This is a genomic window from Psychrosphaera sp. HA2-10 (genome assembly GCF_055693745.1).
Map to the genome: position 1 here is coordinate 2,244,799 of NZ_CM146341.1, position 25,774 is coordinate 2,270,572.

At 40.9% G+C, this 25,774-nt stretch carries 22 protein-coding genes and 1 pseudogene; 2 read left to right on the forward strand and 21 right to left on the reverse strand.

Going from position 1 to position 25,774, the window contains the following annotated elements; genetic code table 11:
• Positions 1–63: 63 nt before the first annotated feature.
• The 15 genes from ftsZ to mraZ are packed head-to-tail and all read right to left on the reverse strand — an operon-like array spanning position 64 to position 17,060.
• Positions 64–1,215: a cell division protein FtsZ gene (gene ftsZ, locus ACZ1GV_RS10190; protein WP_472675891.1), complete on the reverse strand. Its 1,152-nt coding sequence runs from the start codon at positions 1,213–1,215 to the stop codon at positions 64–66.
• 26 nt (positions 1,216–1,241) lie between these two features.
• Complete coding sequence (gene ftsA / locus ACZ1GV_RS10195; RefSeq protein WP_472674070.1) at positions 1,242–2,471, reverse strand: cell division protein FtsA; 1,230 nt, start codon at positions 2,469–2,471, stop codon at positions 1,242–1,244.
• Positions 2,472–2,489: 18 nt separating this feature from the next.
• Positions 2,490–3,236, reverse strand: coding sequence for a cell division protein FtsQ/DivIB (locus tag ACZ1GV_RS10200; RefSeq protein ID WP_472674071.1), 747 nt, complete (start codon positions 3,234–3,236; stop codon positions 2,490–2,492).
• Positions 3,237–3,238: 2 nt separating this feature from the next.
• The gene (locus ACZ1GV_RS10205; RefSeq protein WP_472674072.1) at positions 3,239–4,198 is read right to left on the reverse strand and encodes a D-alanine--D-alanine ligase; all 960 of its coding nucleotides are present in this window, start codon (positions 4,196–4,198) and stop codon (positions 3,239–3,241) included.
• Complete coding sequence (gene murC, locus ACZ1GV_RS10210) at positions 4,195–5,607, reverse strand: UDP-N-acetylmuramate--L-alanine ligase (protein ID WP_472675892.1); 1,413 nt, start codon at positions 5,605–5,607, stop codon at positions 4,195–4,197. The genes ACZ1GV_RS10205 and murC overlap by 4 nt, the downstream gene beginning before the upstream one ends.
• A gap of 33 nt (positions 5,608–5,640) precedes the next feature.
• Complete coding sequence (gene murG / locus ACZ1GV_RS10215; protein ID WP_472674073.1) at positions 5,641–6,741, reverse strand: undecaprenyldiphospho-muramoylpentapeptide beta-N-acetylglucosaminyltransferase; 1,101 nt, start codon at positions 6,739–6,741, stop codon at positions 5,641–5,643.
• Positions 6,725–7,933 carry a cell division protein FtsW gene (gene ftsW / locus ACZ1GV_RS10220; RefSeq protein ID WP_472674074.1) on the reverse strand — a complete coding sequence of 403 codons (1,209 nt, stop codon included), beginning with the start codon at positions 7,931–7,933 and terminating at the stop codon, positions 6,725–6,727. Before ftsW ends, murG begins: the two co-directional genes overlap by 17 nt.
• The gene (murD, locus tag ACZ1GV_RS10225; protein WP_472674075.1) at positions 7,930–9,321 is read right to left on the reverse strand and encodes a UDP-N-acetylmuramoyl-L-alanine--D-glutamate ligase; all 1,392 of its coding nucleotides are present in this window, start codon (positions 9,319–9,321) and stop codon (positions 7,930–7,932) included. Before murD ends, ftsW begins: the two co-directional genes overlap by 4 nt.
• 22 nt (positions 9,322–9,343) lie before the next feature.
• Positions 9,344–10,426, reverse strand: coding sequence for a phospho-N-acetylmuramoyl-pentapeptide-transferase (gene mraY, locus ACZ1GV_RS10230; RefSeq protein ID WP_210561563.1), 1,083 nt, complete (start codon positions 10,424–10,426; stop codon positions 9,344–9,346).
• Positions 10,420–11,877, reverse strand: coding sequence for a UDP-N-acetylmuramoyl-tripeptide--D-alanyl-D-alanine ligase (locus ACZ1GV_RS10235; RefSeq protein WP_472674076.1), 1,458 nt, complete (start codon positions 11,875–11,877; stop codon positions 10,420–10,422). Before ACZ1GV_RS10235 ends, mraY begins: the two co-directional genes overlap by 7 nt.
• 3 nt (positions 11,878–11,880) lie before the next feature.
• Positions 11,881–13,485 (reverse strand): UDP-N-acetylmuramoyl-L-alanyl-D-glutamate--2,6-diaminopimelate ligase, encoded by a 1,605-nt coding sequence (locus tag ACZ1GV_RS10240; protein WP_472674077.1) that lies wholly within the window; start codon positions 13,483–13,485, stop codon positions 11,881–11,883.
• Positions 13,469–15,310 (reverse strand): penicillin-binding transpeptidase domain-containing protein, encoded by a 1,842-nt coding sequence (locus ACZ1GV_RS10245; RefSeq protein ID WP_472674078.1) that lies wholly within the window; start codon positions 15,308–15,310, stop codon positions 13,469–13,471. Before ACZ1GV_RS10245 ends, ACZ1GV_RS10240 begins: the two co-directional genes overlap by 17 nt.
• On the reverse strand, positions 15,307–15,636 hold the full coding sequence (ftsL, locus tag ACZ1GV_RS10250) for a cell division protein FtsL (RefSeq protein WP_472674079.1): 330 nt from the start codon (positions 15,634–15,636) through the stop codon (positions 15,307–15,309). Before ftsL ends, ACZ1GV_RS10245 begins: the two co-directional genes overlap by 4 nt.
• On the reverse strand, positions 15,633–16,568 hold the full coding sequence (rsmH, locus tag ACZ1GV_RS10255) for a 16S rRNA (cytosine(1402)-N(4))-methyltransferase RsmH (RefSeq protein ID WP_472674080.1): 936 nt from the start codon (positions 16,566–16,568) through the stop codon (positions 15,633–15,635). The genes ftsL and rsmH overlap by 4 nt, the downstream gene beginning before the upstream one ends.
• Positions 16,569–16,601: 33 nt before the next feature.
• Complete coding sequence (gene mraZ / locus ACZ1GV_RS10260; protein WP_210561551.1) at positions 16,602–17,060, reverse strand: division/cell wall cluster transcriptional repressor MraZ; 459 nt, start codon at positions 17,058–17,060, stop codon at positions 16,602–16,604.
• A gap of 336 nt (positions 17,061–17,396) precedes the next feature.
• Between mraZ and ACZ1GV_RS10265 the strand changes: the two genes are divergently transcribed.
• Entirely contained in the window at positions 17,397–19,313 is a 1,917-nt protein-coding gene (locus ACZ1GV_RS10265; protein WP_472674081.1) for a methyl-accepting chemotaxis protein, read from the forward strand.
• A 146-nt stretch (positions 19,314–19,459) separates the two neighbouring features.
• Here the strand turns inward: ACZ1GV_RS10265 and ACZ1GV_RS10270 are convergent, their stop codons facing one another.
• Positions 19,460–21,976, reverse strand: coding sequence for a zinc-dependent metalloprotease (locus tag ACZ1GV_RS10270; protein ID WP_472674082.1), 2,517 nt, complete (start codon positions 21,974–21,976; stop codon positions 19,460–19,462).
• Between the two features lie 281 nt (positions 21,977–22,257).
• On the opposite strand from ACZ1GV_RS10270, the gene ACZ1GV_RS10275 reads away from it, so the two are divergent.
• Positions 22,258–22,722, forward strand: a complete 465-nt coding sequence (locus ACZ1GV_RS10275) for a GNAT family N-acetyltransferase (RefSeq protein ID WP_472674083.1) — start codon at positions 22,258–22,260, stop codon at positions 22,720–22,722.
• A gap of 32 nt (positions 22,723–22,754) precedes the next feature.
• Here the strand turns inward: ACZ1GV_RS10275 and glpQ are convergent, their stop codons facing one another.
• From glpQ to ACZ1GV_RS10300, 5 genes and pseudogenes are all read right to left on the reverse strand, one after another.
• Complete coding sequence (gene glpQ, locus ACZ1GV_RS10280) at positions 22,755–23,852, reverse strand: glycerophosphodiester phosphodiesterase (RefSeq protein ID WP_472674084.1); 1,098 nt, start codon at positions 23,850–23,852, stop codon at positions 22,755–22,757.
• A 104-nt stretch (positions 23,853–23,956) separates the two neighbouring features.
• Positions 23,957–24,127, reverse strand: coding sequence for a hypothetical protein (locus tag ACZ1GV_RS10285; RefSeq protein WP_472674085.1), 171 nt, complete (start codon positions 24,125–24,127; stop codon positions 23,957–23,959).
• Between the two features lie 30 nt (positions 24,128–24,157).
• Positions 24,158–24,412, reverse strand: a pseudogene (locus tag ACZ1GV_RS10290) (Fic family protein); the annotation flags it as partial.
• Positions 24,413–24,547: 135 nt separating this feature from the next.
• A complete protein-coding gene (locus ACZ1GV_RS10295) occupies positions 24,548–24,706 on the reverse strand; it encodes a hypothetical protein (RefSeq protein ID WP_472674086.1) in 159 nt (52 codons plus the stop codon).
• A 414-nt stretch (positions 24,707–25,120) separates the two neighbouring features.
• The gene (locus ACZ1GV_RS10300; protein WP_472674087.1) at positions 25,121–25,708 is read right to left on the reverse strand and encodes an RHS repeat-associated core domain-containing protein; all 588 of its coding nucleotides are present in this window, start codon (positions 25,706–25,708) and stop codon (positions 25,121–25,123) included.
• Positions 25,709–25,774 lie beyond the last annotated feature (66 nt).

A 25,774-nucleotide genomic window follows, 5' to 3' on the forward strand; every position in this document is an offset into this window, starting at 1 on the left:
TCTTAACCTAAAAAGCGGCGCGTATTATACGACAGATCAGACCTCAGATCAATAGCTCAAAAATTAATCAGCTTGTTTTCTCAAGAAAGCCGGGATGTCGAAGATACTTTCTGCTTCATCTCTTTTTTCTTCAGGCTCTAACAATGCTTTTTGTTCTGGCATTGAGTGATGCTGTGGTTTCGCTGCTGTTACAGTTTGTGTATTACCAACTGCATGTGTCATTTGAGGCTGTTGAACTAAAGAAATGTCAGCACGCTTGTCACCGCCAATTCCCGTTGCAACTACTGTTACACGTAGTTCTTCAGCCATATCCATGTCAATTACTGCACCGACAACAACCGTCGCATTTTCAGATGCGAATGCTTTTACTGTATTACCAACTGTCTCGAACTCTTCGATGCTAATATCCATACCGGCTGTGATATTAACCAAAATACCTTTTGCACCAGCTAAATCGATATCTTCAAGTAATGGTGATGCAATCGCCGCTTCAGCAGCTTCTTGCGCACGGTCTGGACCAGAAGCTGTTCCTGTGCCCATCATCGCCGTACCCATCTCTGACATGACAGTCTTTACGTCTGCAAAGTCAACATTGATCAATCCCGGGCGAGTTATTAATTCTGCAATACCTTGAACCGCACCAAGTAAGACATTGTTTGCTTCTTTAAATGCGTCTAAAAGGCTGGTTTTTGGACCTAATACTTTTAACAACTTATCATTTGGGATAGTGATTAACGAGTCAACACTACGAGACAAGTCTTGAATACCGTGATCAGCAAATGCTAAACGCTTTTTACCTTCGAATGCGAAAGGCTTAGTGACTACAGCAACTGTTAAAATACCTAAGTCTTTTGCAACTTCAGCTACAACTGGAGCAGCACCTGTACCTGTACCACCGCCCATACCAGCAGCGATAAAGACCATATCTGCACCTTGCATTGCAGCTGCGATATTCTCACGATCTTCTAATGCAGATTGACGACCAACTTCTGGGTTCGCACCCGCACCTAGGCCTTTAGTTACTTCAGTACCAATTTGAAGCGTTGTGCCTGCCGCTGAATTACGTAATGCTTGGGCATCCGTATTCGCTGCAATAAAGTCAACACCTTCAATCGATTCTTTAACCATGTGATCGACAGCATTACCGCCACCACCGCCGACACCAAATACTTTGATGACTGCTTCTTCGTTATGATTATCCATTAACTCATACATTGTCATTCTCTCCGTCTATAAATTCTTTAAAATTCGCCTTTGAACCAACTTGCAATTCTCTGCCACCAATCTTGCGGTTTTTCATCCTCATTTGTTTGTTGCTTTTCCATTCCGTATAACAACAAACCAACCGCTGTAGCGTAGCTAGGGTCTTGCACGTACTCTGTTAGTCCTTTCACGCCAATAGGCGTACCAACTCGAACTGGCATCTGGAAGATTTGCTCTGCATAATCAACTGCTCCGGTCATTTTTGCCGTACCGCCTGTTAAAACTATGCCAGCTGCAATTTGATCTTCCAGCCCTGACTTTCGAATTTCATCCAAAATCAATTCATATATTTCTTGATAACGAGGTTCTATTACTTCCGCTAATGTGTGGCGCGACATAATTCTTGCTGGTCGTCCACCTACGCTAGGTACCTCAATATTATCTTCTGAGCTGGCTAAATTTTTATAAGCCACCCCATATTTAACTTTAATATCTTCAGCATGTCCGATTGGAGTGCGGAATATTTTTGCTATATCGTTAGTAACTTGATTACCCGCAACCGGTAAAACCGCAGAGTGGCGAATAGCGCCGTTGGCATAAATAGCAATATCTAACGTACCGCCACCCATATCGACAACACACACACCTAACTCACGTTCATCTTCGGTTAACACTGCGTAACTTGATGCAAGTGCACTAAAAATCAACTGGTCTTCTTTAAGCTCGCAACGCTCAACACACTTAACAATATTTTTTGCCATATCATTAGAACAAGTAACGATATGCACCTTTGCTTCCATACGTACGCCAGACATGCCGATAGGACTTTTAATGCCCTCTTGCATATCAACGGAAAACTCTTGTGGCATAACATGCAACATTTTACGTTCAGCAGCCATAGGCACTGCTTTTGCAGCATGAATTACATTTTCGACATCTTCCGCAGTCACCTCAGAGTCGTGAATAGGAACCATTCCGCTCTCATTCTGACACGATATATGCTTACCGCTGATTGCTAGGTAAACAGACGAAATGCGACAGTCTGCCATTAACTCGGCTTCATTGATGGCATTTTGTACAGAGCCAATGACTAAATTCAAGTCATTAACGCCGCCTTTATCCATACCATGACTAGCATGATGACCAACACCAACAATGCTGATTTGCTGATCTGGGGTTATCTCCCCAACAACTGCAGTTACTTTAGATGTACCAACATCTAAACCTACAATTAAATTTCTGTCATTGGCTTTCGCACTTGAACTCATATTTTTCGCTTATCGCACTTAGCTTTCGTTATTATTGTTATCGCGCCACGACACAGCTAAACCTATGTCATAACGTAAATCTACGCGAGCGATATCCTTACCGCTATAGTCAGACAAAAGCGGGTACAAATCAACAAATCGTTGCACTCGTTTCATCTTATCGGAGCGTCCTAAATTTAAATGTATGCTCCGCTCCAGCCAGATTTGCCAAGCATATCGCTCAGACAAAACTAACTCACTAATTTTGAAGTTGTGTAAATCCAACAAATGCTGCATTTGCACATACCCTTTTAATACATCTTTCTCGTTACCTTCGGGCCCATAAAGCCTTGGTAGAGTGTTTGGAACGTCGATACCGTCTGCATAAAATACATCGCCAAACTTATTTAACAATAAGTCATTGTTCCACACTGCATATACATCTTGCTCAACCACAAAAACATGAATTTTGCGTGGCCATTCTTTACGAATTGAAATCCCATAAATCCAAGGGTTTTCTTCTAGCTTATATTGCAGCTTTGCTACATCTAACGTGAAAAAGCTACCTTCGAGTTGTTGTACAATTTTACTCTTAAGGTCATCACGATTTAAATACGTTAACTCACCGTGTATCACTACTTCATTAATCGGCACATCATTTTTGTCTTGTGCCCATTTGAACAGGCTATTATAACCCCATACAAACAATAAAATAACCGTTAAAAAGAAAACAAATCCAACTAAAAAGCTAGATTTTTGCCACTTTTTAACTGTCGTCTTATTCACCGCTATTTTCCTGCACTCTTTGAGTCTACATCTGACTCTAATGTCTCAGACAAAATACTTAAAACTAGCTCTTTAAAACTTACGCCTTGTTGCGCTGCAGCCTTAGGAACTAAAGATGTTGTCGTCATACCCGGCACAGTATTTATTTCCAATATAAACGGGTTTTCATTCTCATCTAATAAAAAGTCAACACGGCCCCAACCCTTTGCGCCAACTAGCTCAAAAGCTTGAACCGCAATCGCTTGTATTTGCTTTGTTAACGATTCTGATAGCGGCGCTGGACACAAGTACTCAGTAGATGAGCTTTTATACTTTGCTTCATAGTCATAAAACTCGTTAGGCGTGCGCATCTCTATCAATGGCATGGCCTTACCTGCGACTATACTTACAGTAATTTCACGTCCTTCAACCCATTGCTCAACAAGCGCTTCTGCATCATATTCAAATGCCAACTTAACGGCCTTCTGCAATTCATCAGAACTACGAGCTTGTGACATTCCTATGCTTGAACCTTCATTTGCAGGCTTAACCATAACTCGGCCAGATAGCTGCGCCAATAACTCCTCAGCATCAAAGTCTTGACCTCGCTTTACGACTGCAAAAGGCGCAGAAGGAAGCTCGGCGCCCTTAAATAAAAACTTACTTCGAACTTTATCCATTGCCAGCGCTGAACCTTGTGGGCCAGAACCCGTGTAAGGCAAGCCCATTAATTGCAACGCGCCTTGCAAACTACCGTCTTCTCCACCGCGACCATGTAAAACAATAAATACACGATCAAAGTCTTTTTTCAGTAAGTCGTCTAAGTAGTCAAATTTTGGGTCAAAAGCATAGGCATCGACACCTTGATCTAATAGGGCGTCCAATACCGCTTTACCTGAATTTAACGAAACGTCGCGTTCAGCAGACGTACCACCAAACATTACTGCAACTTTACCAAACTTACTGGTGTCTAACGCGGTCATAGCTCAGTCACCTCCATGAGTTTGGCAATTTTCATTTCACATTCAATCAACGTTTTAATCACAGAATTAATGTTGCCAGCACCTTGAGTTATAACAACATCACCGTCTTGAAGGACATGTGCTAATTGATTTGGTAATTGCTCTGGCTTGGCAACAAAAATTGGGTCAATTACATTTCTTTGTCTAATAGACTGCGCAAGGCTGCGACCATCTGCGCCAACAATTGGCTTTTCACCAGCAGCGTAGACTTCAAGCAATAACAAACAGTCTACTTTCGATAACACATGGGTAAAGTCGTCATAAAGATCGCGAGTACGGCTATATCGATGCGGTTGGTAACACATGACAATGCGCTTTTCTGGCCAAGCAGCTCTTACGGCATCAATGGTTGCAGACACTTCTGTCGGGTGATGACCGTAATCATCCATTAACTTAACAATCCCTTTGCCTGTATCAAAATCACCATATTGTTGGAAACGACGGCCAATGCCCTCAAACTTTTCTAGTGCACTAATAATAAACTTGTCATCAATGCCTTCTTCATGCGATACCGCGACAGCAGCTGTTGCATTTAACGCATTGTGGCGACCTGGAAGGTTTAGCGCCAAATCAAGCTTTTTACCGTTGTGGTTTACTGTAAACGTGGTTCGAGTTTCAGATTGATTAAAATTCGTAATAACGTAATCGTTATGAGCTTCAAAACCATAAGTAACAACTCGTCTACCCAGATCTTTCACTATTTTCAAAACTACTTCATCATCACCGCACATGGTCGCCAATCCGTAAAACGGTAAGTTATGAAGGAAATCTACATAAGTCCGCTTCATCTGCTCAAAGTCACCACCATAAGTTTCCATATGATCGGCTTCTATATTGGTAACAACCGAAATAAGTGGTTGAAGGTGTAAAAATGAAGCATCACTTTCATCAGCTTCCGCAATTAAATATCGACTTTTGCCCAAACGAGCGTTGGTCCCAGCGCTATTTAACAACCCACCGATAATAAATGTTGGGTCAAGCTCCGCTTCTGCAAAAATACTGGCGATTAAACTTGTTGTTGTCGTTTTACCGTGCGTTCCAGCGATAGCGATACCAAAACGAAAACGCATTAATTCAGCTAACATTTCGGCTCGACGAACAATAGGTATACGTTTTTCTCGCGCTGAAATTATCTCAACGTTTGTCTCGTCAATTGCGCTAGATACAACAACAACACTGGCCTCTTCGACGTTTTCTTTAAGGTGACCAATAGTAATTGTCGCGCCTAAGCCTTTAAGGCGTTGTACAACGGCATTCTCATTAATATCTGAGCCGGTCACTTTGTAACCTTCATTCAACAACACTTCAGCAATACCGCCCATGCCAGCACCACCGATACCGATAAAGTGCAGCGTTTGTAAGCGTCGCATTGCTGGATTAACTATATTATCTTGAATACTCAATTACTTTCTTCCAATTGCTTGGCACAAACTTAACATGCGGTCAGTTGTGCCTAAATTTGCATTTTGCCTAGCTCGTTGCTGCATCTGTGTAATCAAAGATGGCGCATGTAATAACTCATGCAGCATTGTTGGCAATTCTTTTTCTAAGTTTGGCTGCGCAATTAACTGTGCAGCCCCAGCATTTACTAGCCAATTTGCATTCGCTGTTTGATGATCGTCAACGGCATAAGGTAAAGGAACAAATATTGCCATGTTACCCGAGGCAGCCACTTCAGAGACAGTTAACGCTCCAGCTCGACAAATAATAATATCGGCCCATGCGTATGCAGCTTGCATATCATCGACAAAATCAGAAACGACTACCTGAGTGTTTGTAAACCCAGCATCTTCGTAACGTTTTTGCACATCATTGCTGTTATTTTTACCCGCTTGATGACGCACTTTAAGCTTTGCTTCGCTTGGTAAAAGTGACGCCAATAAAGTAGGTAAAGTTTGATTAAAAACTTGGGCGCCTAGACTACCACCAATCACTAAAATATGTTTTGAACTTTGTTCATTAAGTAACCGTTTGGGTAATTTATTTAACTTTGAAATTTCGGCTCTAACTGGATTACCAACAACTTCAAATTTAACCCCTTGCTCTGGTCGACCAACAATAGGAAACGCCAATAATGTTTTAAGTGCGACTTTACTTAAGTAGCGATTAGTCATCCCCATCACCGCATTTTGTTCGTGCAATATCAATGGCACACCTAGGGACTTTGCTGCTAAACCACCAGGACCAGAAGCGTAACCGCCAAAACCGACAACAATGTCAGGCTTAATAGACGAAATTACTTTTCGAGCCTGAAAAAACGCTTTGATCAGCATCAGTGGCATTCCTAGCAAACGTTTTAGGCCATTACCACGCACTCCTTTTACGTCAATAAAATGAATGGGTAAATTATGCTTAGGAACTAATTCCGCTTCCATTCGGTCAGCCGTTCCGATCCAATCGACGGTCCAACCGTTTGCAATGAGTTGCTCAGCTAAGGCAATGCCTGGGAAAATATGGCCACCTGTGCCACCGGCCACAATTATCGCTTTAGGTGACGACTTCATAAGACACCTCCGGAGGCGGATTTAATTGCTCTTTCTGACGTAACTCAAAATCGATACGTAACACAATGGCAACTGCAACTGAAAACACAATTAAGCTACTGCCTCCATAAGAGATAAACGGCAAGGTTAACCCCTTTGTTGGCAATAAACCGGTACTAGCACCTATATTTACAAACACTTGAAATGCTATCCAAATGCCAATGGCGTAAGCGAAATAGCCATTAAAATGTTCCTCTTGCTCCATCGCCTTAGAACCTATTTTTAAAATTCGATGAACCAGCAAACCCATGACTAACACCAATAACGTTAGACCGACAAAACCAAGTTCTTCAGCTATTACCGCCGCAATAAAGTCGGTGTGAGCTTCGGGTAAGTAATCTAGTTTTTGAATTGAGTTGCCCAATCCTAAACCGCCCCAATCGCCACGACCATAAGCCATTAATGATTGTGTTAACTGATAACCGCTACCAAATGGATCCGCCCATGGATCTAAAAACGAAGTGACTCGGCGCATACGATAAGGCTCTAATAGAATCAAACTCACTACCGAAACCAGCCCACCAGCAATTAACGCGACAAACTGCCAAATCTTAGCGCCCGCTAAAAATAGTAAAGCGACGGTTGTGACAAACATGACAATTACTGTACCTAAGTCTGGCTGCTGTAGTAATAAAATCGCCAATACCGTGAATACTACTAGTGGTTTATAAAACCCTTTTGCGCGCTCTAACAGTTGTTCATGTTGCCTTACCAAATACCCAGCCAAAAAAGCGAAAAAGAATAGTTTAGCGACTTCAGCCGCCTGCAAATTAAAGATACCAAGGGATAACCAGCGTCGACTGCCGTTTACCGTATTACCAACCAGTAACACCAAAACTAAAAGTACCGTTGCCACTAGTAAAAGTTGCATGTTGTATTTACGCCACCACTCCATTTTAAATAACAACACAGTCGTCATGGATAATAACGAAATAACGAGAAAAACCGCATGTTTTATCGAGATATAATACTCGTTGTTATATAGTTTTTCAGCGACAGGCATCGAAGCAGACGTCACCATGATCCAGCCAAAACACATCAAGCATAAAGTGAGTAAAAACAAGCCTCTGTCATAATGCTGTGGGGGTTGCTCCAACTCTTCCGCTGTTTTTCGACTCGCAAGGTTTACCAAGCCAAATCCAATTCTACTCATGATTGGTCCCCTAACTGGGTCACCGCGTCTATAAATGCTGCGGCTCTTGCTTGGTAATTCCTAAACATATCAATGCTTGCGCATGCAGGAGATAACAAAACGATATCCTGTGACACTGCTAGACTATTGGCAACATCAACTGCATCTTTCATTGAGGTTACTAAATGTAACTTTTCTGAGGCAACAAAGTTAACAAACTGATGTTTATCTTTCCCTAACGCCACAACCGCTTTTACGTGATTTTCAATAACTTCGTTTAACTCACTAAGATCAGCACCTTTTGCATCACCACCGGCAATTAGAATTATATTTTTCTTGGTAGCAAGGCCGCCAATAGCGGCCTGGCACGAAGCGATGTTGGTTGCTTTCGAATCATCTACAAAAGCAACATTATTTAATGTTCTTACATGTTGGCAACGATGGGTTAAACCAGAAAACTCAGCTAAGTGTGCGATATCATTCTTTACATCAACACCAATGGTGTTAGCCAGCGCCATTACAGCCAAGGCGTTAAGTGCATTATGGTGTCCGCTCAATGCAAACGTTGAAAAGTCCGCAATGACATTATTGCCGTAGTACAAAAATTGATTTTTTGGGTCATATCGCCATAACAAACCTGATGTAACTTCAGACCCAATCCCAAATGCAACATGGGGCGCAGCCAAATCTGTGTCCACATCGTTAGATGGTTTTGAAACTCTTGGTATCGTTAGTTCATCATCGCCATTAAAAATAGCCGTTTTCGCGTTTTGATATATCTTTCTTTTCGATTTTGCATAATCGGCAAAACTATCATACCTGTCCAAATGATCAGGCGAGACGTTCAACACACAGCCAGCCTCACAAACCAAGCTTTCCGTTGTATCTAACTGAAAACTCGACAGCTCAATAACAAAAGCATCGACGTCTTCATTGATCACATCGAGCACCGGCACCCCGAAGTTACCGCAAACCACCGCCTTTTTACCTACTCGATTTAGAAAGTCAGTAAGCCAAGCAACCACGGTCGATTTACCGTTCGACCCTGTTACAGCCAATACGGGTTTTGTATTCACCTGAGCAAACAATTCAATATCACAAAAGACCTGAACACCATTCGCTTTGGCTTGAACAATGGCAGGGTGACGTAAACTTATGCCAGGGCTAATTAGCACATAATCGTATTGCTCAAATTGATCGTCTGTTATGGGGCCAAAAAAACTCGCAACTTGTCCAAGTAGCTCATGTTTTTGTGCATTCTCCGATGGCGCTTGTTGGGTATCAAAAACGTCAGGAGATATATTTTGAGATAGCAAAAAACGCAACATAGACATGCCAGTTATACCAAGGCCAAACAAAGCTACCTTGTGCTGTTCTAACTGTTCTAATATTTGCGCTTTATATAACATTTTTAATCCAATTTAATTAGTCTTAACGCAGCTTCAACGTTGCAATACCAACTAAAACCAAGACTAGCGATATAATCCAAAAACGGACGATAACTCTTGGCTCAGGCCAGCCACTTAACTCATAGTGATGATGAATTGGCGCCATTTTGAATACACGCTCACCACGTAGTTTGTATGAACCGACCTGTAAAATAACTGATAGCGTTTCCATCACAAACACGCCACCCATAATAATTAAAACCAACTCTTGACGAACTAAAACCGCAATAATGCCTAACGCACCACCTAAAGCTAACGAGCCTACATCACCCATAAAGACTTGTGCCGGATATGTGTTGAACCACAAAAAGCCAAGGCCAGCTCCCACTATCGCAGTACAAACTACCGTTAGTTCATCTGCTAGCGGAATATAAGGAATATTAAGATAGTCCGAGAAGTTTACGTTACTGGTAACATAAGCAAACAGCGCCAACGCCCCCGCAACCATTACCGTAGGCACAATAGCTAAACCGTCTAACCCATCGGTTAAATTCACCGCGTTACTTGTTCCCACTAGAGTGAAGTACACAACGAGTAAATACATCATGCCTAGCTGCGGCATTATGTCTTTGAAAAATGGTACCAATAGAGCCGTTTCTTCTGGACTTTGTGCAGTGGCATATAAATAACCGGCAACGCCAATCGCAATAACCGACTGCCAAAAATACTTCCAACGGGCAATCAAACCTTTACTGTCTTTTCGGATCACTTTGCGGTAGTCATCTACAAAACCAACAATGCCATAGCCAACAACAACCGTTAATACTACCCAAACGTACTTATTGCCAAGATCCGCCCATAAAAGGGTACTCACAACAATACTCGCTAATATTAAAATGCCACCCATTGTTGGCGTACCAGCTTTACTAAAGTGACTTTCAGGACCATCATCACGAACTGTTTGGCCAATTTGCATTAACTGTAAACGACGAATTAATTTTGGACCAAAGTACAAAGACAAGCCCATCGCCGTTAACACACTTAAAATTGCTCTAAACGTGAGATAAGAAAAGACATTAAAGCCGGAGTGAAATTGAGTTAAATATTCTGCTAACCAAACTAGCATGATGGTTCTGCCTTATTATTTTGTTGGTTATCGTTAATAACTTGCTCGACCACTAATTCCATTTTGGCGCTACGAGAGCCCTTTACTAAAACCGTTACATTACTACTGAGTTGAAGTTCTAATTGCTGCTTTATGTAAGTATTAATACTTTCCGTAAGTGCTTGCTTTGAAGAAAAATGCGCACCTTTACCTTCAGCTTGTAAAACACTTGATGCACTTTGACTCAACACGCCAAACGAACATAACAAATCGATTCCTTTGTTAAGTGCATACTCACCAACCTCAGTATGAAGCTTGGTAGACTCATGCCCAAGCTCAGCCATATCACCTAACACAAGTACTTGCTTGCCTTGGTAACTTGCTAACAGATCAATAGCGGCTTTTACCGATTGCACGTTGGCGTTATAAGTATCATCAATAACCATTAAGCGATCGTTAACCGGCTTTAAATTTACACGTCCTTGCACCATAACCATTTGAGTCAGACCTTGCTGCACATCTTCCAGCGTGGCTCCTAATTCAATACACGCAGCTGCGGCAGCCAATGCATTTTTTACATTGTGTTGACCTGGCAATGTTAATTCGATATCGATAGATTGACCCTGATACACCATAGTAAAGGTGGCACACCCTGCGCTATTTAACTGAATGTTATTGGCGGTGATACCGTTACTTGAATTTTGAACCTGTTCCCCAAACCCAAATTCAACAACTTTACCCGGCGTAGTATTAAACTGAGTCGCTAACTTGCTAAGCCAAAATGATTTGTGTTCAGAGTCACCGTTTACAATCGCTAACCCGTTTGCCTGTAAACCTGTAAATATTTCGCCTTTAGCTTGAACAACGCCAAATATGTCGCCAAAACCTTCTAAATGCGCTTCTGCAACATTATTTAAAATAGCGACGTGAGGCTGCGTTAATCCCGTTGTGTAAGCAATTTCACCAATGTGATTCGCGCCAAGCTCAACCACCGCATATTGATGTTGTTTCTCTAGGCGTAACAAGGTTAAAGGGACGCCAATCTGGTTATTAAAATTACCATTGGTTGCAAGCACTTTGCCTTTTCTGGACATAATGGCTGCGCACATTTCTTTGACCGACGTTTTTCCAACGCTACCGGTAATAGCAATAATTTTTGGGTCTACCGCTCTCGCCACAGCTTGGCCTAATTTACCAAGCGCGATAAGCGTATCCTCAACCACAAACTGAATAATATCTGTGTCTACTGGGCGCTCAACGATTACCGCAATTGCGCCTTTTTCCTTAACTTGCTCAACAAACTTAGTACCGTCAAAGTTTGGACCTTTTAATGCTAAAAACACTTGGCCACTTTTAATCGCACGGCTGTCAGTTGATATCTCACCTATTGCAGCGGTTAAATCAACATCTTTAACACCTGAAGGTGCCACACCAAGAACATTGCTTACCCATTTTAAGTCTGCGTTAATCATAATCTACCCTTGTACCTGGCTTACGCTTGCACGACTTGCCATTAAACCTGCTGTAAAAGCACGTTCGTCATAATTTATTTTTTGCGTACCAATAATTTGATAATCTTCGTGGCCTTTGCCCGCTATTAACACCGCATCGCCATGCCCTGCTAGAGACACAGCTAATTCAATCGCGCGTTTTCTATCGTACTCTATCGTTACCTGTTGTGGCGCTTTAAACCCAGCCATAATATCATTAACAATATGCTCTTGGCTTTCTGTTCTAGGGTTATCGTTAGTGACGATTATCTTGTTTGAATACTTTTCAGCCACTTCGGCCATCATTGGTCGTTTAGACGCGTCTCTGTCTCCACCGCACCCAAAAACGAGATATAACTGCCCCGACAAATGGCGGCTCACCGCTTTAAGTGATGCCTCAAGAGCATCTGGGGTGTGGGCATAATCTACAATTGCGATAGGTTGTTCTGGCTCTACATACAATTCTAATCGGCCAGGAACCGGTTTTAATTTTGAAAATGCGGCTGCGTCTAACGTCCAACCTGATAGCATTGCGGTGGCGAATACAGCGGCAATGTTTTGCGCATTAAACTCACCGTATAAAGGCAAGTTAAGTTCAGTAGACTCTTTAAGGCCACCAAGTTGCCATTCGATTTGAAGTTGTAAACCATAACTATGGCAATTAACCTGTTTGATAAATACATATTCGTTAAACGCCAATACATTTTCTGACTGGCCATAAGCAATAACACGTGTAGGCTCATTTAACATGTTGCTTAGTCGCAGCCCATAATTGTCATCCACATTAATCACTGCATTTTTTGGAAGATAATCAACAAACAATTTGGCTTTTTCAGCAAAATATTGCTCCATGTCACCGTGATAATCTAGATGTTCATGAGTCAAATTCGTAAAAACGGCTGTTTCAAACTCAAGTCCAGATACGCGTTCTTGAGCTAAAGCGTGTGACGAAACCTCCATTGCGACCGCGCCAAAGTCATAGCTTTTATCATTAGCAAACGCCGCCAATAATTTGTATACATCCGTTATACCGGGCGTTGTATTGGCACTAGGTGTTAAATTATTTATATGTCCAGACCCCATAGTGCCTATAACTGCACAGCTCTTTTTCGACGCGCGCGGGTTGGCAACTCCGTCTGAAGCTAGGTCTGCTAACTGAGCTAACAAATGGCTTATTGAAGTCTTACCATTTGTTCCGGTGATGCCGATAACCGGTAAAGGTTGTTGATCGCCAAAATAGAAATTTTTACACAATACCGCTAATTTTTGTCGAAGCTTAGGTACTGTAATAACCAAAGCTTGTGCGGCAACTTCATTGATTTGCGATGGTATCTGACACGCACTATCTACTAAAACAGCGCTAGCCCCTTGCGCAATTGCCTTATCAATAAAGTCAGCGCCGTTTAAGTCATGACCTGATAAAGCGACAAAAATGTCACCTTTGGTTACTTGTCGACTGTCTTGTGTTAAACGACGAGAAAGCATCGACTGATGCGATGCTTTATTAGGGTTTTGATTTTTATCAACATTATTTAAGAGATGCCGTTGCAACTCGTTAATGATGTCGTGCTCGTCAGTTAACGTCATCATTTTTTCGCCTAATGTCTGCTAATTGTATTTTTTTATCGCCGATTGCATCTGGTGCAACATTTAATATACGAAGTGTTTGTCGCATTATTTTACCAAAGGTAGGGGCGGCGGTTTCACCACCATAATAATAGTCGCCTTTAGGATCATTAAGCACGACAACAACGGCAATTTTTGGATCTGAGACAGGACCCACTCCTGCGAAAGTATTAACATAATCGTGTCCGTAACCACCCGCCGTTGCTTTTTGGCTAGTCCCTGTTTTACCTGCAACGCGATAACCTTTAACCATGGCATTTTTGCCTGAACCTTCCTCAGAAATGACACTTTCCATCATCCCCAATACATTATAAGCAACGTCTTCTGCAACAATTCGTTCTGATGGTTTTTCAATATCTGTTTTAATAATAGAGAGCGGGCGACTCAAGCCTCCAGCGCCAATGGTGGTATACATTCTTGCTAACTGAGCGGCCGTCACAGATATTCCGTAACCAAATGACAAGCTTGCAATTTCAGAGTCTGACCAACGACGTCTATCATTAAATAGACCAGTACTTTCACCCACTAAGTCAACACCGCTACTGTCAACCAAGCCCATTTTATAAAACAAGCCTAAAAATGATTCTTTTGGTGTTGATAACGCTAATTTAGTTGAGCCCATATTAGAAGAGTATTTTAAGACATCCGCCAAACTGAGCATGCCACGGTTACGCGGATCTGAAACACGGCGGCCACCAATGCGCATGTAGCCCGGTGACGTGTCAACTAAATCTAATGTTCCGTATGAACCATACTCCAGCGCGTTAAGCACCGAAATTGGCTTCATTGTTGATCCTGGCTCAAACGTATCGGTAATGGCACGGTTACGAAAACGGTGCATAGACACGTTCATGCGATTGTTTGGATTAAATGAAGGACTATTTACCATTGCTAACACTTCAGCAGTTTCAATATCTACAACAATGGCACTACCAGAAGCTGCTTCGTAAGTTTGAACTGCTTTTTTTAGTTCTTGATAAACCGCAGACTGAATACGTTGATCAATGGTTAAAGTGATATTTTGAGGTTCTGAGCCCTGCTCTTCCTCAATGACTTCAATTTCTCGACCTTTCGCATCTTTAATTATTTTTCGTTTACCAGGCGTGCCAACCATCCAATCATTATGGCGAAGTTCAATACCCTCAATCCCTTTACCATCTATATTCGTAAAGCCCACCACATGTGCTGTGATTTCACCCGCTGGATAATATCGTTTAGACTCTTCACGCAAACGTACTCCAGGAATTCTAAGCTGTTGGACATAATCAGCTACGACCGGGTTTGTTTTGCGTTTTAGGTAAATAAAACGTTTATCTTGGTTATTGGTGATCCTAGCTAACAATTCGTGCTCTTCCATTTGAAGCACTTTAGCCAGCGCTTTCCAACGCACGTCAGTTTCAAACTCTGGATACTCTAATACACGCTTAGGATCGGCCCAAATAGTTTGAACAGGAACACTTACCGCAAGTTCAACCCCATTACGATCGGTTATCATTCCGCGTTGAACCGATGACTCTTTTACTCGAACTGTGCGCTTGTCACCTTCTAGGATAAGTTTCTCAGGTTGAATTATTTGCAGGTAGGCGGCTCGTCCAATTACAGAGCTAAATACTAAAACTAAACACGAAATGACGAACTGAAAGCGCCAACGATTGACACTAGGTTTGGTTAATTGCTTGGCTTGTTTTGCTTGTTTTCCAAATTTTAGGCCTGACTTGGCTTGGGCCCCTTTTTTGGTGCTACGTTTGGTTGTTGTTTTTTTATTTTTATTATTCAACCAGTCCTTCATGGCAACGTAACTACCACCTCTTGATCTGATGTTGGGCGTTCCATCTCTAAGCGTTCACGAGCAATATTTTCAACTCGGCTATGTTCAGCCAGAGCTCTTTGCTCTAATAACAAATGGCGCCAACGAAGATCGATATCATCTCGTTGTTGCAACAATACATCTTGTTGAATGACCATTTGCCTATTTAACTGTGCCCAGTGCACCACTGCAACCGCAGCGGCAACATTGAGCAGCAGAAGCCCCACTGTAAGCTTGTGCTTACGTAAGTCGCTTAAAATATAACGGGCTAATTGAGTATCAACGACATTTGTTATTGTTATGTTCATGTTGATAATCTTTCAGCAATTCTAAGGACGGAGCTGCGCGCACGGCTATTGCTAGCTATTTCTTGTTCCGATGGCTTTATTGCTTTACCAATCGGCTTCATTTTTATTCCTTTGTTTAGCTCTTCTTCCGTCATAGGTAAACCTCTAGGTACTTGTTTACCTTGGCTTTGTTTACGGATGAATTGCTTCACAATTCTATCTTCTAAAGAATGAAAGCTAATCACTGACAGTCGACCGGCAGGCTTCAAGACTTCTAACGACGCATCTAACGCACGTTCAATCTCTACTAACTCGCTATTTATATAAATTCTTATTCCCTGGAAGGTGCGAGTAGCAGGGTGTTTCTTCTCTGCCTTGCTTTTCGGTACAGTTGTAGCCACTAAATTAGCTAAATCGGTTGTCGTAAGAATCGGCGATTCTTCTCGTGTTGCAATGATTTTACGTGCAACACGTTTGGCAAACTTTTCTTCACCGTATGTTTTTAATGCAAATACGATGTCGTCTTCTTCGGCCTTGGCTAACCAATCTGCCGCAGAAATTCCTTTGGTGTAATCCATGCGCATATCAAGAGGACCAGGCTTCATAAAGCTAAAGCCTCGGTCTGCTTCATCTAACTGAGGCGAAGACACACCTAAATCCATCAAAATACCATCTACTTTACCGACAACATCGTGTTTTTGGGCAACGGCCAATAGTTCTGAAAACGGCGTATGTTCTATGGTAAAGCTTGGGTTCTCAGCAAATCGCTTTGCTGCCTCAATCGCCGTTGGATCACGATCGATAGCAATTAAGCGTCCTGCTTCCGACAACTTAGCTAATACATGAGAAGAGTGACCACCTCGACCAAACGTACAATCGATATAAATCCCGTCTGGCTTAATATTCAAGCCATCAATAGATTCTGTTAATAATACCGATACGTGTTCTGTCATATTTGCTGCCGTTCTCTCGTGTTTTAGTTGTTGTTAAAATGAAAATTCTTTTAGTCGGTCAGAAAGCTCAAAGTCGCCTTCTAATTCAGTGGCAATATCTTCTGCCATTTGAGCAGTCCACTGTTCTTCAGACCACATTTCGAACTTATTAAGTTGGCCTGTTAATACGATGGATTTTTGAAGCTGGGCGTGTTGACGTAACTGTGATGGCACTAAAATTCGCCCAGATTTATCCATATCAACTTCATGTGCATTACCAAGTAAAACACGTTGAACACGACGTTCATGAGGGTTCATTGAAGAGAGTTGGCGTAATTTAAATTCGATATCTTCCCATTCAACCAATGGGTATAACAACAAACAAGGCTGGTGCAAATCAACTGTACAAACCATTTTACCTTCTGATTCAGATAGCAAAAGCTCACGATATCGAGTTGGAATCGATAACCGTCCTTTACTGTCTAAAGATAAAGTATTTGCACCGCGAAACATGATCGCTCCATTTTGTGGTTGTTATTTCCACTGTTCAAATTTGGGACTGCGTACCAATATATCCCACAATTTCCCACTAGTTCACAGTTTAGGCCTCAGATCAACGCATTGTCAAGCAAATATACGGCAAGTTTTTGCCGGGCAAAGCCAATAAAATAAGGCTTAAAAATAACACACTGAATAATGTGGGAAATTGTGGGTTAAATAATTTAAATAACGATCATTTTCTTCCTTGAGGAAATAGTCTTATGTTCTCAATCCCCTTATTCGAGCCAAATTAATAATTTCTGCTAGAGTTTTAATAAACGTTGGTTCAAAAAATTTTAGGGAAGGTATATGACTAAAAACATTCTGCACTCGTTGAGCATGAAAAGTCTGTTGCTTGGTGCTTTCGCAATTATCATTTTATTAGTCACTATAACCTTCGCTATATCTACTTTTAGTTCATTAACGACTATGTCGAATCAGGCGGAAAAAAGGGAACTATCGCAGTTATATAAAGCGGTACTTTCAGAGATTGAAGCCGAAGGTAGGCTCGCGACGTCACTTGCCTATTCAGTAGCCAACTTTGCTCCCATTCAACAAGCTTTTTCCAATAAAAACCGAGAGCAATTAGCCTCGTTAAACACGCCATTTTTTTCAATTGCAAAAAATCAGTATGGCGTTAAACAATTTCAATTCCACACGCCGCCTGCAACGTCATTTTTACGATTGCATAAAGTAGACAAGTTCGGTGATGACCTAAGTAGTTTTAGAAATACGGTGGTGGATGTTAACAATTCCAAAAATTCTGTTAGTGGTATTGAAGCTGGTAAAGCAGGATTAGGCATTCGAGGTGTTGTTCCGGTTAATTATCAAGGCCAACATATTGGAAGTGTTGAGTTTGGTATGGCGCTGGACAACAGTTTTGTTACTCGATTAAAAGATAAATATGGTGTCGACGTTAATATTTATGCCAAGCAGGACAACAAACTAAATATTATCGCAAGTAGCTCCACCTCGCGTTACCTTACAACCTCAGAGCTCAATAGCGCCTTAACTTTGCCAAACTCATCAAAAATAACAGATGGCGACAGTAACTTTGCTCTATACGCAGGTAAAGTCACTGACTACGCCGGCAGCTCAATTGGGGTAATTGAGTTGATAATGGATCGTTCAGATTATTTAACGCAAATTAACAGAGCCAAACGAGACAAACTCATCATAAGTTTGTTTGTCTTTGCCATTGGTTTAACGTTTGCTTATTGGATATCCACTATGATTTCCAAACCGCTTAATGACGCGGTAAGCGCTATGACTGAAATTGCCGATGGTGACGGTGACTTAACCAAGCGTCTAAATGTCGTGGGCGATAATGAGTTTACTCGGCTTGCAATGGCTTTTAATAATTTTGCTGAAAAAGTGCGAACCGCTATATCAAAGGTTAGTACTTCAAGTAGTGCCCTCAACCGTTCAGTCGACGAGGTAAACCAAATGATGGATAAAATCAATTTGGATACCGCTAATCAAAGAGATGAAATAACATCAGTGGCCACTGCAATTACAGAAATGACAAGTACCATACACGAAGTCTCTAACAGTGGTAATAGCGCAGCTAAGTCAGCTGATAAAGCGGAGCAAGAATCGACACATAGTTTGGAACTTTTGTCGGATACCGTTGATGCCATTGAAAAGCTCGTTGCCCAAATTGCCAACGCCACAGATGTCATTTCTCAGGTAAATACCGAAAGTAATAATATTGGAGCGGTTTTAGATGTGATTCGGGGTATTGCAGAGCAAACTAACCTACTTGCTTTAAATGCCGCAATTGAGGCAGCCCGGGCCGGCGAACAAGGACGAGGTTTTGCCGTTGTCGCAGATGAAGTTCGTACTCTTGCAAGTCGAACTCAAGCTTCAACAGAAGAAATTAATTCAATGATCTCTAGTTTACAAACTAGGGTAAAAGAGGCCGTTAGCGTGATTGACGATAGTCGCAAACAAGCGGAAAGTGGCGTTGCATTAACTAAATCTACAGAGTCCTCAATCCAAACTGTTAAAGGCTCCGTTACCGATATCCGTGATATGAATTATCAAATTGCCACCGCTGTAGAAGAGCAATCTTATGTATCTGATGAAATAAATAAAAACACCACCAAGATTGATGAACTGGCCAACTCTTCATTAGAAAATGCCGAACTCGCATTAGATGTCACAAAACAAGTTAGTAACATGTCTAAAGAACTAGACGCTATTGTGAAGACATTTAAAATTTAGGCTTTATTAATTTCACTTTCGTATAAAAAAAAGAAACTCCGAATAATCGAAGTTTCTTTTGTTCATTTAGCTTTATAAGACTTAAGTTAGCCTTATTTAGGCTTTGTCCGTAACTAAAACCAATATACGTTGACGTTTGGTTAGCGCTATTTTTTAACCGTCAGTTTTGGTTCTAAACCTTCGGTTAATCTAGCTGCAAGACCGGCGTAACGGTAACCGCGGAGTTCGCCGTCATACTTTCTCGCTGCAGTCGTTAGTTCAGATTTTAACTCAGTGGCGATGCCTCTCAACATTGCAACCAAAGTCGGAGAAGACTTAGTTGACGCAATGTCAGCTAACAATTTTGTCACAAAGTAATCTTGTAACATGATTGTATATTGGTCTGATTTAGCACGACGAGACTTGAAGTCACCGTATATAGCATCAACGAATTTGTTGACGGTTTTTACCGGATCCATCACATCTTCGCCAGCCGCTTGTAACTTTATTAGAGAATCAAGACGGTGCGCTGCCAATGGGCTGCCTACCGCTTGTCTAATAATAGCGCTAGCATATTGCTCAAACTTATCCTGACCAATGCGTTTCAAAATCTCTTTGTTATTCCAAAACTCAGGTAACTTCACGCCGTTGTCTATTAAAAACTCAACGGCACGTTCTTGTTTCTTCTTAGGGAAGATTTCAAAGACTTGTTTTTCTTTGTGATCTTGAGTTAATTCATTGCGATACATCACACCACCAACCGCTTTAGCAACGTGGCCTAGCTCACGAGCGTGTTGTTGGATCACCGTTTTGTAGGCGTTGTCTAACTCGTCATAACCCTTATTTGGTTCAAAACTAGTCGCGTTGATCAGGTTTTCTAAAATACGCTTTTTGTTTTTCTGTCCTAGTCTTGTTGCTTCAACAGGATCATCACCAATCGCTTCAGTTAAGATGCGTGGATCTAGGTAGCTTGGTTTAGAGTATGCATCCCAACGTAATCGGTCATCATTTAACTGACGGTCAGCAATTTTACTTAAAAGAACCGTTTCTTCTTTTGGCGTAAGGTCACCTTTAAACTCTTTGTAACCCCACTCAATTGCAAACTTGTCGTATGGACCTGGGTCATAGTCAATTGGCGATACACCATCTTCTGGTTGTATTACATAGTTAAATCGAGCGTAATCCATGATTGATGCTGACACACCAAATTCTTTTACAAATTCAGGGTCTCTTAACTGGTCAATCGTGTATGAATTATTGCCGATAAAGTTGTGGTGTAGACCTATTGAGTGCCCTACTTCATGAGCGACTACAAAACGTACTAGATCGCTCATAACATCGTTTGGTAAAGGAAGCTTTTTCGCTCTTGGGTCGGTTGCTCCCGCTTGAGCAAAGTACCAACCTTCAAGTAACTTGATTACGTTGTGGTACATACGTACGTCAGCTTCAATAATTTCGCCTGAACGAGGGTCTGCAACATGTGGCCCTTGTGCATTTGGAATGCCCGACGGAATCCAACGAATTACAGAAAAACGAGCGTCTTCTGGATCCCAGTCTGGGTTTTCTTCCATGCTAGGTGCCATTTTTGCAACAATACCGTTTTTAAAACCAGCTTGTTCGAACGCTGATTGCCAAAACTCGATACCTTCTCGAACCGCTTCAACATACTTCTCAGGTGTGCCACGGTCTATGTACCAAACGATTGGCTCTTTTGGCTCACTGACTTCTAGCTCTGGATTTTTCTTTTCTAAACGCCAGCGTTTGATGTAGCTGAACGAGTCTAATTTGTTTTTATCTGAACTATAGTCAGAATAGTTGGCCGTGAAGTAGCCAACTCGCTTATCATAAAAACGTGGCTTCATTGGCGTATCTGGCAACGCAAAAATAGAATGACGTAGCTCTTTAGTGTCATTAACCTTTGCACTTGTGAATTGAGCTAACACGGTTGCTTCAATGTTTTTTTCAAACGCTTTAACTTTAGTAATTAACGACGTTTTTGTATTCAGTTTGAAATTCGGTGCTTTTGGTGCTTTTGGATCTCTTGGCGCTCGTGGCGCTGGGAAAAGCTCTTTGTGCTGTCCCATGTATAAGCTAGTAATGTCTACAACAGGTGACTTAGCGTCATCTTTAGAAAAAGTTGTAATTGGAAGTTTGGCAATGATGCCATCGATAGAGGCCTTTTTAACGACAAAAGATTCTCGTGAGCCTTCTTCAGACACCACCGAATAATTACGACTACGTAATAATATGTTGTCATCATGGCGCTCAAAAACCACATATTGGCGACCTATATCAGCGCTAATTAAGCCTTTACCAGGCTGTGTACCAGATGTCTTAACTTGCCATACAAACTCACGACCTAACTCAGCAGCAGGGATTTCAAAGTAAACCTTATTATCTACTAGGTGAGTAGTAAAAACACCTTTAGATGTTATCGCCTTGTCAGTGACGATGTCGGTATACTCTTTAAATTTACTTTTTTTCTTGTCAGCCTTTGCGGGTTTTTCTGACTCTTCCACTTCGTCAGACTCGTCTGCTTTCGCTACTGCAGCGATCGAATACTCAGGTGCGAGGGTTGTGTTAGCCTTATTTAACGCATCAATCTCAGCTTGTGTCAGCACCGTTGCGGCGGCACTAAAGCTGGTGATGCTTAGCGCCAGCATAGTTTTGTTTAATAACTTCATATCGGTATATTTATTCCTATTCAAAATTTTTATTTTCTTACAGAACCGCGTTCTAATAGATGTCTTGTTATTGTTATTGTTATTGTTATTTTGTATAAATTAATCTCACCTATTAGTCTATCTATCTGAGACTAATCGTTTATTTGCTAAGGTTAATTGATTATTACTCTAATTAACGTCGCCCAATACATCAACATCGTTATAACAAAATTTCAATACGCGCCGAGATAAAGGTACTATCTCACTGTTCATTAGGTATACGTCTTTGGAGTAATTAAGTTTTGAACACCGTAAACATAATAGAAAATAAACAAGAGCTGTTAGAAGACTTTATTCGCTTAAACGAAGAGTGGATATCACATTACTTTGAAATCGAAGAGGTCGATCGTGAATTAGCGGCCGATCCTATGAAAGTTATTAATAAAGGCGGCTACATTTTTAGCCTTGTTGAAGATGGAGTTGTACAAGGTGTGTGCGCACTATTTAATAATGGAAATGGCATTTATGAATTAGCTCGAATGGCAGTATCACCTAATAGTCAAGGAAAGGGATATGGCAAAAAACTAATTGAGCATGCCTTAACAAAACTCACTGAAATTGAAGCTCAACAAGTTTTCCTTGTTTCTAATACTAAACTAACTACGGCAATTGAGCTCTACAAAAAGTACGGTTTCAAAACCACGTCCGAAGGGCAACATCCGGTTTACACTCGTGCCAATATTGTAATGAGTCGCGACTGCAAATAACTAAACATCGTTTTCTTGAAGCGTTGAGCGAGTTAATTTTGCGCGTCACTAGATAAAACATCCACGGCTTTATCCGGAAAATCTGTAAAAACACCGTCTACATCAATTTCAAAGTAAAAGAATCGTAACAATGTTGGGAAGTCTTTGGCATATTTTGGAACCTTCCCCTTATCTGCACGGAATGTGTATGGATGGACCAATAAACCAGCCTTATGTGCGGCTTCCGTTAACCCGTTTGACTTGGCAAACTTACCATTTTCACTTTGTGTAATTAGCATAGGTTTCCATGGACCAATACCATTTGCATACTGAGCAATTTTACTCATATTTTCAGGCTTGAGCATCCAATCATAACTATACGGCGCCTCAACACCATCTTTAATATTGACGGTTTCTTTCCAACTCGTCATCGCTATTAATTGCACAAGCTTAAGGTCGATACCCAACTCCGGCATCAATTCCATTTTAATTCTTATGAGCTCGTTCGCATCAAAGCTTTGTACAAAAACCTTGCTATCTTGATTAGAGTAGCCGTACTTTTTAAGTTCAAGCAATACGGCTTTACTAATATCTTTGCCATTTAATATGTGAAATCTAGGCGACTTTATTTCAGGGTATAAACCAACATTTTTACCGGTACTTTTATTTAAGCCTTGGATTAGCTCTATTTCATCGGCAAAAGTGTGCACTTTAAATTTAGACTGCCAAATAGGAAACCGGTCTGGATAATTTGCGGCTAGCACGCCCTCTTTAACCGAGAAGCCCTCTGTCATATCAAGGGTTTGAATTTCAGCCAAAGTGAAATCGATGACGTAATAGCGGCCGTCCTGTCGGCTCCGTTTTGGAAACTTTTCCGCCACATTTGTAACTCGGTCTAAGTAATGATCATGTAATACAACTAAATGATCATCTTTGGTCATCACTAAGTCTTGCTCTATATAGTCAACCTTCATCGCGTAAGCCATCGCCTTAGAGGCTATAGTGTGCTCAGGTAAGTAACCACTTGCACCGCGGTGTGCTATAACAACTTTTTGATTTGTAAGCTTAGTTTTCTTAAATTCACCATTCGCTGCACAGCCAAACAAAAATGGGAATAGTGACAGCAGTATAACCACAAGCAGCGTTTTCATTTATTTTCCTTTACCATGTTTTAAACTGACTTTTTCACCATCAACTATAGTGTAGGCTTACTGTCTGTTTTAACATATTTACATGGACTAAATTAATAACTAACTTAAAGAAAGCTAAAGCTTCGAAATTGCTCGGCTGAAGATACTTTTAGTGACTCAAGGTTTAAATTTACACCCGCGACATTTGCATCTATCCAGTTTTGGCGAGATATTCTAGGCCATGTAATGTCATAACCGATCGTATGTAACATCTCCTCAAAAAAGAATCTAAGCACTCTGCCATTTCCTTCTCGAAACGGGTGAAGCAAATTAAGGTCACAAAACAGATCTGCTACTTTTTCAATAAGATTATTATAATTTTTACATTGAGCTAAATCGGGAATAGTATTAAATAGTTTTTGCGCTTCTGGCTCAATTCGTGTCCAAGTACAAAAGCGAGTCTCACCTTTTGAGATATCTACATCTCTTGTTTGACCAGACCAGTCATATAAGTCTTGAAATAAATGGAAATGAAGGTGTTTAAGTGATCCAACGTAAAGTCGGATATTGTGTTTTGTGATGGGTTATAAGTTCTGTAACGCTCTGCTGTAAATTCAGCCTCAGCTTCACTGAGTATATCGGGGTCTCTAATGTTTAAAAGGTTAATTAAAACATCAGAATCAGAGTAGCAATATTTATCGCTTGCTACTCCGTATTTATCTCGCATATTTACGTTTCAGCTCATCCAATGATTTACCTTCACCATTCTTTTTTAGTGATAGGCCTTCATAGCTTAAGCTAACCTTAAAATTTTCCATTTTAGGTGTAAATTTTGATTTTTGGTTGTTGCTTGAAGTGGTCATTGTCGGTGCCATAATTCCTTCCAATTGTCCTTGGATTTTATCTTAGTAAAACTCAAATTGTCATTTTGCAGTCTATTTATTTATGCAAACAACAAAAAGCCCCCAGTAATTGGAATGTCCGTCTATTGGGGGTCACTTCAGAGTGCGGGGCTTAACTGTGAGACAGTTGTATCTTGACGTTACTTAGGCTTATATTTTTTAAAAGTAAAAAATAGTAGAACAGCTAAATAACATTTATATTTAAATGCCCTCATAGAAAAGAGCCCTGATTCGTCTCCTTCATAATGGGTATGCCCACGAATAACTACAAAGCCGTCAGAGTATAAACTATAGATTAGATAAAACATAACTAAGGATAGCGTAAAAGCTATTAATCTTAAGGGCAATTTGACTTTCAAATAATCTCTTAAATCCATAAAGAACTGTTTATTGGAATTCGTTATCACCTAATTTATCTCCTACCTCTTTACCAACAGTATCTCCTGCCACAGCACCAACAGTTTGGGCAGTTTTTTGCATGTCGCTAGCTAAAAAAGTTAGCCCTTTGACTTTCCCTTCAAATGCTTTTTCTACGGTTTTAACAATTACCTCTTTAACCGTAGTTGAACCCTTATCATCTGAATTTAGTGCAGCATCTAATGCAGCAGTAGTTAAACTTATCGCTTCTAAAGGAGCAGCTATAAGAGGAACCGCTGCAGTCAGAGCAGCCCCTGTTCCTGTTAGTTCAGACATGGCTGATAGATTCTCATGGCTACCAAGTTCCTGCAAATTACTTTTCATTTCTGAAATAGAGGTTTTTCCAGATGCTAGTTGTTTAAACTGCACATTTTGCATAATTTCAAAGCTGGTCGATGCTTTGCCATCAGGATCAGTATATTTATAGGGGTTATTATTGGCATATGCATAGCGATTAAAACCATGAATGCCGTTTGGTGTTGAAAGATGACCTATAGCATCTACTGGATCATTCGAATAAAAACGACCTATAACTGGATCATAGTATCGTGCCTGCATATAAAGTAATCGTAATTACGATCCACTGTAACTTACTTAAAAATTTAATATATACAGTAAGTTACT